The following is an 8652-nucleotide window of genomic DNA, read 5'->3' as shown; positions in this document are numbered from 1 at the left end:
ACCTAGGCAGGCCGGCAGGAGCGCGGTCAGGGGGAGGGGGAGCGCGGGCAGGCCGTCGACGCTCGTGCCGTTGAACTCCTTCGACGCGCAGTAGGCGGCGAACTCCTCGTCGGTCTTGCGGTCGAAATACTGGGCGTGCAGTGGCCGTTCCTCGCGGTAGTCCATGAACGGGACGGCGTACCCGCAGCTGTCGCTGATCCGTTCCGCCGCGACGAGGATGACGGCGCGCAGCCCGGCGGCGCCCGCCTGCTCGGCGTCGAAGTGGGTGAGCAGCTCGGGGAAGCGGGGATCGTCCCGGAAGACCGGTTCGCCGCGGCCGTGCACCCGCACGATGGTCGGTGGCCCGGTGAAGGCGCACCACATCAGGGTGATCCGGCCGTTCTCGCGTAGGTGGGCGATGGTCTCCGCGTGGCTGCCGCCGAAGTCCAGGTAGGCCAGGGTCCGTTCGTCGAGCACGGCGAGCGTGCCGGCCCGACCCTTCGGGGAGATGTTCACGCTGCCCTGGGCGGACAGCGGCGCCGACGCCACGAAGAAGATCACCTTCTCCTCGATGAACGCCCGGAGCCGACCGTCGATGCGCTCGTAGGTCTTTCCCATCCCCTCAGTATCGGCCTCGTCTCGACAGCGTTACATCGTTTTCCGGCTGGCCGGAATCCGACCGGCCGGGGAGATGCGGGCCGGCATGACGAAGAAGACCGAATGTTGACCCTCCACGGCCGGATCGGATGGGGCACAGTGGCGAAATGGACCCGAGACGTGATCCGGCGAGGCTCAGCCTCGCCAGCTACCCTCTGAGCCAGACGATGCCCACGCGGTTCAGCGACATGGACAGCTTCGGTCACCTTAATAACGTCGCCATCGCCTCGTTGTACGAGGACACCCGAGTAAGACTGCACACCCGGTTGCTCCGTCCCGAGGACCCGGGTGGCCTGCCCGGGTTCACGCCCGTCGTCGCACAGCTCAGCATCCACTACCTGGCCGAGGCGCACTATCCCGCCACCTACGAGATCGGCCACGGGATAAGCCGGATCGGCGCGTCGTCGTTCGTGCATAGTGCCGGCCTCTTCCTCGACGAGGTCTGCCTGGGGCTGTGTGACACCGTCATGGTGCACCTGGTCGACGGCGTTCCCACCCCGCTACCTCCGGACCGGCGCGCTCTGCTGGAGTCGGTATGGTTCCCGGTCCGCCCCCGGCCAGCCGTCCTCGCCCCGAGCAAGATAATCAACGGTGTTGACGCCCACCCAACTATCATGATCAATAAAAAAACACGGATTCTCACCCTGCCACTGATCACCAGCGTCGGCCACCACCATCCGTGAGCCGACCGCCAGCAGGCGTCGTTCCGGGAACTCGCGCGCCAACGGTGTGTGTTGTTCCGGCGGGAACAGAGCCCCGCCATGCACGACGCGATCCTCGCCGCCGCCGGCCGGGCGGGCATCAGCCTGACGGTCGCCGACGAGGTCGACGACTCGGGTGCCACGGGGATCGTCGTCACGACGAAGTTGGTTGTGGGATTCGCCTCGTCCGTCCGCAGCGGTTTCGTGCCCGGCAAGGGCCTGGCGGCCGTGCGGCTCGTCGAGCCGGTGCCCACCGTCGGGGTGCAGGTGGTCTGGCACCCCGACCCGTCGCCCGTCGTCGAGGCGTTCCTGCGCAGCTTGGACAACGCGGGTCCCTTCGGGGAGGACGCCGTCCCCGCACCTCCCGCGCCGCAGGTGCCGGTCCTCGCCCACGACGGGCAGCCGGCTTCCGGCGGCTGAGCCCGCACCCCTGCGGCACCTTTCGCGGCACCCCCGGCACTTTCGGGCCCCCGTCGCCGGGCCGGCCCGATGTTCTTCGTCACGGGCCCGTTCGGCGGCGGCGGCCCGTGTAGATGGCGATTGGCCGGGGCAATCGTCCGTTCGAAAGTTCCGTATTGCCGGCGACGGCGCCACCCAGCAGCATCGCGGATGACAGCGGAAATCCTCGCGCACCCTGGCGCCGAATGTTCCATATGTTCCCAACGGAACACCAAGAGCGGAACATCAAGATGAACGGATGAACGTATGCGGTTGACCGTCCTGGGCTGCCGGTCGGGAATGCCGACCGGCGGTCAGTGCAGCTCCAGCTACCTCGTCTGCACCGCGGAGACGAAGATGCTGCTGGACTGCGGCCCCGGCGCCGCGACGGCGCTGAGCGCGCTGGGGCACCCCGCAGCGCTCGACGGTATTGTGATCAGTCATCTGCATTCCGATCACTGCTATGATCTCCTCCCACTGGGAAAGGCATTGCTGGCCAGTCGGGCCCGATATCCCATGCGATTCCCGACGCTCCCGGCACGTGACATTCCGGCGCGCAGCGAACCGATTCCTCTTTACCTTCCGCGGGGCGGCCTGGATACCTTCCAGGCATTGGCCGGGCTTTTCCCGGTCGCGACCATCCCGCTGCTGGACAAGGCGTTCGAGGTCGCCTTCGACGTCCGCGAGTACGACCCGGGGGAGACCTTTAAGATCGGCGACTGCATGGTCAGCCTGCACGGGCTGCGCCACGCGGTACCGAACTGCGGGATCCGCATCGAGACGGCGGGCGCCAGCCTCGCCTACACCGGCGACACCGGGGTGACCGACGCCCTCGTCGACCTTGCCCGCGGCGTCGATCTTCTCCTCGCCGAGGCCACCCTCGAGCTGACCGATGACAGCGGCCACGGCCACCTCAGCGCCCTCGACGCGGCCGAGGCGGCGCGGCTCGCCGGGGTGGGTCAGCTCGTGCTCACCCACTTCGTCACCGACGACCCTGAGTGGCTGGCTGCGCGGCGCGCCGAGGCCGAGCGGGTGTTCGACGGGCCGGTGCACCTGGCCGCCCCGGCCCGCAAGTTCGACATCGCATGACCTCCGCCGACGTCTTCCCGCCCCCCGTGGGCGGCGACCTGTTCCCGGGATGCGATCACCCCTCGGGTGACGCAACTGCTCCGACGCGTGAAAGGCGACTGGTGTGACAGCCGTTTCCCGGCACGACGATGCTGCTGGACATGAACGGGACACAGGACAAGAGCGGGACGCAGGACAGGATCGCCCGGGCCGCCGTCCGCGGCGGCACCGGGCCCGGCTGGTCGTCACGGCGTTGTCCGCCGCGGTCGGCCTGCTCGCCGTGGCGGCCTGCGGCTCGGACAGCGACACCGCCTCCGGTACCCCGGCCGCGACACCGCAGGGTGACACCCCGGCGACCATTACCTTCCTGTCCTACAACTACGGCACCCCGGGTCTCGGCGGTACGGGAACCCAGGCACTGCTCGACGCCTTCGCCAAGGCGTACCCGAAGATCACGGTCAAGCCGCAGGGTGTCGCGGTGAAGGACGTCCTCACTCGGCTGCGCACCGACACCGCCGCCGGTGATCCGCCCGACGTCGCCCAGATCGGCTGGAGCAAGATGGCCGAGGCGGTCGAAGCCCTGCCGATCACCCCGGTCCAGAAGGTCGCCGGCAGCGAGTGGGAGCCGGCCACCGCCGGCATCTCGAAGAACATCCTGTCGGCCGTCTCCACCAACGGCGTCGTCGCGGCGATGCCGTACACGATGTCGATCCCGGTCATGTACTACAACGCCGACCTGTTCCGCGCCGCCGGCCTGGACCCGCAGCAGCCGCCGACAACCCTCGCCGACGTCAAGGCCGCCGCTTTGAAGATCAAGGCGACCGGTAAGGAGGGCGTCTACATCAGCGTCGTCGACAGCGGGAAGTCGGACTACCTGACCCAGTCGGTGGTGAATTCTAACGGTGGGTCGCTGGTCGATTCCTCCGGCGCGGTCACCCTCGACAAGCAGCCGGCCGTCGAGGCGCTGGCCACGATCGCCGACCTGACCGCCTCGGGTGCCCAGCCCGGGGTCAAGGCCGAAGCGGCCCTGGCCGCGTTCACCAAGGGTGACCTTGGCATGTTCGTCACCAGCACGGCGCTGCTCGCCAGCGCCCAGAAGGCGGCGACGGGCAAGTTCGAGCTGCGCACCGCGGGCCTGCCGTCCTTCGGCACCAAACCCGCCCGCCCGACCTACTCCGGCGCCGGGCTCGCGGTGCTGGCCAAGGACCCGGCCAAGCAGCGCGCCGCCTGGGAGTTCATCAAGTTCCTCACCTCCCACGAGGGCTTCGAGATCATCACCTCGAAGATCGGCTACCTGCCGCTGCGGCAGAGCGTGGCGACGAAGCTCGCCGACACCCCGATCGTGAAGCTGCTGGAACCGGCCCTCGACCAGCTCGACACCGTCACCCCCTACACCTCGTTCCGCGGGGCGAAGGCCAACCAGGCCGTCGTCGTGCTGCAGGACGAGGCCGTCGAACCGATCGTCCTGCGCGGGGCCGATCCTCAGGCGACCCTGAGCAAGGCCGCCGAGAAGATCCGCGCACTCTCCTCCTGATAATCGGCACCTGGCCCCGCGTGGCACGTCCGCGCGGGGCCCTCCCGGCCACGGTGGCGCGCCGCGCCGTACCGTGGCTCTACCAAGCGCCGGTGCTGGTGTCGCTGGCGGTCTTCGTCTACGGGCCGCTGGTCTTCGAGGCGTACCTAAGCCTGACGAACTGGGACCTGATCAAACCCGACCGGGACTTCGTGGGGCTTGCCAACTTCCGCGGCCTGTTCGAGGGCGAAGAGTTCCCCCGGGCGCTGAGCCGCACCGGCCTCTACGTCCTGGTGATGCTGCCCTTCGCGACGATCGTCCCGATGGCACTGGCGATCATGCTGTGGAAGCGGCCCGGTCGGACCAGCGACATCTACCGGGCCCTGCTGTTCCTGCCGGTGATGCTCGCCCCCGTCGCGAACACGCTGTCCTGGCGGTTCGTCCTCGACCCGCTCGGTGGCATCGTCAACGTCGTCACCGGCGGGCTGGGCCTGGGCGAGCGGGACTGGCTCGGTGACCCCTCGACCGCCCTCGCCGCCATCTCGCTCATCACCGCGGCCCGGTTCGTCGCGCTCAACATGCTGCTCTATGGCGCGGCACTGGCCGCGATCGACCGGCGCTGCCTCGATGCCGCCCGCGTCGACGGCGCCACCGAATGGGAGATCACCCGCCGTCTGGTGGTCCCCCAACTGCGTGGCACCACGATCCTGCTGTCGTTCCTGTGCGCGGTGTTCGCCGGGCAGTGGACGTTCAACAACATCGCTGTGCTCACCCAGGGCGGCCCCGACAACACCACCGACAACGTCTACTACCGTCTGAACACTTACGGGTTCACCTACTTCGACGCCGGGACGGGCGCGGCGGCGGCGCTGACGATCGTGGTGGTGCTGTGCGCCCTGTTCGGCCTGTCGACGCTGGCCCGCCGCGCCGCCGGCACGCTCGGCGCCCCGGGCCGGGACCGGCCGACCACCCGGCTCGCGGCCGCCCTCGCCGCCCCGCTGACCGCACTGACCAGGAGGCGCCGTGCCGCGCTCTGACGTCCGGGCCGCCCGCGCCGCCGGCCGGCACGTGGTACTCGCCATGGCGGTCGTCGCGATGCTCTTCCCGATGCTGTGGGCTCTGACCACCTCGTTCAAGCCGCCCGTGGACATCTACGGCGCCAGCCCGCTGCCCATCCCGGCCAGCCTGAGCAACTACCGCAACGCCATCGACGGGTTCCCCATCGGCCGGCTGCTGCTGAACACCTTCGTCATGGCGACGGGCGTGACCGTCCTGCACCTCGTCGCCGGGGTGCTCGCCGCCTGGTCGTTCGTCCGTTTCTCCCACGCCGGGCAGCGGCTCGTCTCCGCGCTGGTGCTCATCGCCCTCGTCGTCCCGCCGCAGGCCCTGATGATCCCGCAGTTCCTGCTGGTCGCCCGGCTGGGCTGGCGCAACACCTTCGCCGGGCTGATCGTGCCGCAGCTGGCCACCTGCTCGCTGGCGGTGCTGCTGCTGCGCGAGCACATCCGCGGCATCCCGCCGACCCTGCTCGACGCCGCGACCCTCGACGGCGCTAGCCACGCCGAGACGCTGCGCCATATCGTCCTGCCGCTGCTGCGCCCCGCGCTCGCGGCGGTGGCCATCGTCGTGTTCATCACGACGTGGAACGAGTATCTCTGGCCCACCCTCGTCGCGCCCCACGCGGACACGACGACCATCCAGCCGGGCCTGCAGATGTTCGAGACCCAGGAGGGCCCGGAGTACGGCCTGCTGCTCGCCGGGGCCATGCTCGCCTCGATCCCGGTGATCATCGTCTACCTCTTCGCCTCCCGCCGCATCACCGACGCTTTCCTCCAAGCTGGCCTGAGATGAGCACCGGATGACCGACACCACCGTGACCAGCCGGCCGATCCTCGGCGAGGCGCCACCGCCGGAGCTCCCCGCCCCCAGCGGGGGGGTGCACTTCCGTGGGATCATGCGCCGGTACGGCGGCACCGGGCAGCCCGCGCTCGACGTCGCCGACCTGCATCTGCCGCACCGGTCCTTCACCGTGATCGTCGGGCCGTCGGGATACGGGAAGTCGACCGCGCTGCGGGTCATCACCGGGCTGGAAACCCCCGACGAGGGCCGGTTGACGATCAACGGGGTGGACGTCACGGCGACGCCACCGGGCGCGCGCGGGGTCTCGATGGTCTTCCAGGACTTCGCCCTCTACCCGCATCTCACCGTCGAGCAGAACATCGCCTTCAGCCTGCGGCTCGAGGCGAAGCACAACCGCGGCCGCCTCGGGTTTCTGCGCCGGGGGGCGGGCGGGGCGGGCCCGAGCCGTAGCGAGATCTCCCGCCGGGTCACCGAGGCCTGCGTCCTGCTGGGGCTCGCCGACCTGCGTCACCGCCGGCCCGGGCAGCTCTCCGGTGGCGAGCGCCAGCGCGTCGGCCTTGCCCGCGCGATCGTGCGCCGCCCGAGTGTGCTCCTGCTCGACGCCCAGCTACGCCAGCAGGCCCGGGCCGAACTCGTGCGCCTGCACCGCGAGCTGGGCAACACCGTCGTCCTCGTCACCCACGATCAGCTCGAGGCGCTGTCCATGGGCACCCATCTGGTGGTCATGAACGGCGGGCGGGTGGCGCAGGCCGGCACGCCCGAGCAGGTCTACCGCCGGCCGGCTGACCTCTTCGTCGCCGCGTTCGTCGGCAGTCCGGCGATGAACCTGCACCTGGAGGTGGCGAACGGCGGTGGGGCGCTCGCGGCACCGGGGCTGTCCGCGCGGCTGGCCGGACCGCTGGCGCTGCCCCGGGTGTGGCTTGGCTGGCGGCCGGGGGACGGCGTCATCGAGGCCGAGCCCGACCGGGCCGCGGCAGCGGGCGGCGTGGCCGGTACGGGCCTGGCCGGTGACGGCCTGGTCATGGAGGGCCTGGTCGACGTGGTCGAGTTCACCGGGGACGTGGTCGTCGTCCACTGCGTGAGCGGGGCCGCTGCGGCGGGGGAGACCGGAGAGTGGGACGAGAACCCGGGCGAGGCCGTCCCGGCCCGGTGGGCGGTGACCGTCCCGTCCCGGCCCGGGCCGGCGTCCCGGCCGTCGGCACACCGCTGCGGGTCCGGGTGCCCGCGCGCCGACTGCACCTGTTCGACCCGGCCAGTGGGCAGCGCGTCGATGACGTCGATGACGCTGACGATCTCGTCGACGACCTCGCCGTCGTCGACGAGCCGGCATGACCGAACCGCTGCCCGCAGGAGGCCCCGCCCCCGTGGGGGAGGCCCTGTTCCGGGCCGGCGGCGCGGCGCCGTGGGCGATCTGATGCGATTTCGGCGGAGTGCTGACGTCGTCGATCGCTGTGGCGTTCCGCGACCTGGTCGCTGCCGCGGGCGTGCCCGCCCACGAGCTGCGCCGGGCATTCGACCAGGTGGCGGCGACGTGGGGCCTGCGCACGTTGGGCCCCCTCGAACGGGGCATGGTCAGCCAGCACGACTGGGGGATCCTCGTCACGGACGCCCTCGGGCCCGCCCACCCGCCACGCATCGACCTGTCCCGGTTCGGGGACCACTGGTATGCCGGTCGCACCCTGGAGTCGGCGATGGTCGACGGGCTGCTGCGCGCCTGCGCCGCCGGTCTGCGGGTGGGACTGCTGACCAACAGCGTGGCCGAGTGGGAGCCGCTGCGCCGCGCGCTGCTGCCCGACTGGTCGGTCTTCGAGTCAATCATCAACTCCCATGAGATCGGGATCGGCAAGCCCGATCCGGCCATCTACGACCTCGCCGAACGCACGTTCGGCCAGCCCGGTCCGGGCTGCGTCCTCATCGACGACGCCGCCGCGAACTGCGAGGCGGCGCGTCGGCACGGCTGGACGGGGCGATCCATCACCGCAGCGTCGCGGACACGCTGGCCGAGCTGGCCGCGGTGACCGGGGTTCCCGAGCTGGCCGGCTAGACCGTGCGGTACCGGCCGACCGTGCGGTGACCGGGCGGGCGCAGCGGATCCGGTGACCCGCTGGCGGGTGTGGCCCGGGTCGGGTCGGACGTCCACCACGAATGGTCCGAAGGGCCCCCGGGTAGGCAACCTCTGGCGGTCGCGAGGATGCTCGCCGACGGCGACGATGATGTTCGGAGCCATCGGGCGTCGGCGTTCATCTGTCCACACCGCCGGCGTCACCCGTCCGACCGTCCGACGCGGTGCGACGAGCGTCGACCGCCGTGTCCCGACCCGCCAGACCTGCCACGCGACCCCCTGGAGGGGCCATGACCATCCAGTACGTGCGGGATGCGACGCCCTCCACCGGGGCGGACGACCATCACGCGGCCGGAGGGATGTTGTCCCCGACG

General features: G+C 70.7%; 7 protein-coding genes and 2 pseudogenes. 8 read left to right on the top strand and 1 reads right to left on the bottom strand.

Annotated elements, in window-relative coordinates; genetic code table 11:
* The coding region (locus AC08OJ_RS16315) for a pyridoxamine 5'-phosphate oxidase family protein (protein ID WP_476594428.1) at positions 1-597 on the bottom strand (597 nt) is incomplete at its 3' end.
* 206 nt (positions 598-803) lie between these two features.
* Between AC08OJ_RS16315 and AC08OJ_RS16310 the strand changes: the two genes are divergently transcribed.
* The 8 genes and pseudogenes from AC08OJ_RS16310 to AC08OJ_RS16275 all read left to right on the top strand — a co-directional run bounded on the left by AC08OJ_RS16310 (position 804) and on the right by AC08OJ_RS16275 (position 8234).
* On the top strand, positions 804-1319 hold the full coding sequence (locus AC08OJ_RS16310) for an acyl-CoA thioesterase (protein WP_476594427.1): 516 nt from the start codon (positions 804-806) through the stop codon (positions 1317-1319).
* Positions 1320-1334: 15 nt separating this feature from the next.
* Positions 1335-1757 (top strand): annotated as a pseudogene (locus AC08OJ_RS16305) (LysR substrate-binding domain-containing protein); the annotation flags it as partial.
* Positions 1758-2042: 285 nt separating this feature from the next.
* Complete coding sequence (locus tag AC08OJ_RS16300) at positions 2043-2864, top strand: MBL fold metallo-hydrolase (RefSeq protein WP_476596176.1); 822 nt, start codon at positions 2043-2045, stop codon at positions 2862-2864.
* 103 nt (positions 2865-2967) lie between these two features.
* Positions 2968-4377: an ABC transporter substrate-binding protein gene (locus AC08OJ_RS16295; protein ID WP_476594425.1), complete on the top strand. Its 1410-nt coding sequence runs from the start codon at positions 2968-2970 to the stop codon at positions 4375-4377.
* Positions 4378-4397: 20 nt separating this feature from the next.
* Positions 4398-5393, top strand: a complete 996-nt coding sequence (locus tag AC08OJ_RS16290) for a carbohydrate ABC transporter permease (RefSeq protein WP_476594424.1) — start codon at positions 4398-4400, stop codon at positions 5391-5393.
* Positions 5380-6207, top strand: coding sequence for a carbohydrate ABC transporter permease (locus tag AC08OJ_RS16285; RefSeq protein WP_476596175.1), 828 nt, complete (start codon positions 5380-5382; stop codon positions 6205-6207). Before AC08OJ_RS16290 ends, AC08OJ_RS16285 begins: the two co-directional genes overlap by 14 nt.
* A gap of 7 nt (positions 6208-6214) precedes the next feature.
* Positions 6215-6757 (top strand): annotated as a pseudogene (locus tag AC08OJ_RS16280) (ATP-binding cassette domain-containing protein); the annotation flags it as partial.
* 889 nt (positions 6758-7646) lie between these two features.
* On the top strand, positions 7647-8234 hold the full coding sequence (locus tag AC08OJ_RS16275; RefSeq protein ID WP_476596174.1) for an HAD-IA family hydrolase: 588 nt from the start codon (positions 7647-7649) through the stop codon (positions 8232-8234).
* Positions 8235-8652: the final 418 nt, after the last annotated feature.

The organism is Frankia sp. CgKIO3 (assembly GCF_977946435.1).
Note: the sequence above shows the minus strand (reverse complement) of the source record. Positions and strands in the feature narration are given on the sequence as shown.